The sequence below is a fragment of the Collinsella sp. OF02-10 genome (assembly GCF_003463445.1).
Taxonomy (GTDB): domain Bacteria; phylum Actinomycetota; class Coriobacteriia; order Coriobacteriales; family Coriobacteriaceae; genus Collinsella.
The window spans coordinates 1-475 of the sequence record NZ_QSCW01000039.1; the positions used below are offsets into that span (position 1 = coordinate 1).

The 475-nt window shown below is 74.3% G+C and carries 1 protein-coding gene; it reads right to left on the minus strand.

Annotated features, from left to right (window positions below):
* Positions 1-475 (minus strand): HAMP domain-containing histidine kinase (locus DXA43_RS10390; RefSeq protein WP_199580571.1); only part of this gene is annotated, 475 nt, incomplete at both ends.

Sequence of the window (475 nt, forward strand, 5' to 3'; positions counted from 1 at the left end):
CCGTGGCCGCGTCGAGCGTCACGCCTCGCGCCCGGGCGATCTGGGCGGCCTCGGCGAGGACCTGTTCGCAGAGCTCGGCCGGCCGCATGGGGGCCCTCTCCGCCCCGCCGGACCCGCGCGAGGCCTCGATGAGCAGGCGCACGTAGCCGTCGAGCCTTTCGACACCGCCGGCTATGTCGCGCGCGGCGGCCGAGAGGTCGCTGTCATTCTCGTCTTCCAGCTCCTCCGCCACGAAGTCGGCGTTGGCGCGCAGCACAGTGAGCGGCGTCTTGAGGTCGTGGGCGAGCGACGCCATCTGCTCGCGCTGCCCCCGCTCCGCGGCCCAGCGGGCCTCGAGCGACTCGGCGAGGGAAGCCCGCATGGCGTCCATCGCGGCGAGGACGTCGTTCACCTCACGCACGTTGGTGCTGCCGACCGCGAAGTCGAGCTCCCCCGCGCCGACGCGCCCCGCCGCCTCCGCGAGCGGCGCCATCTT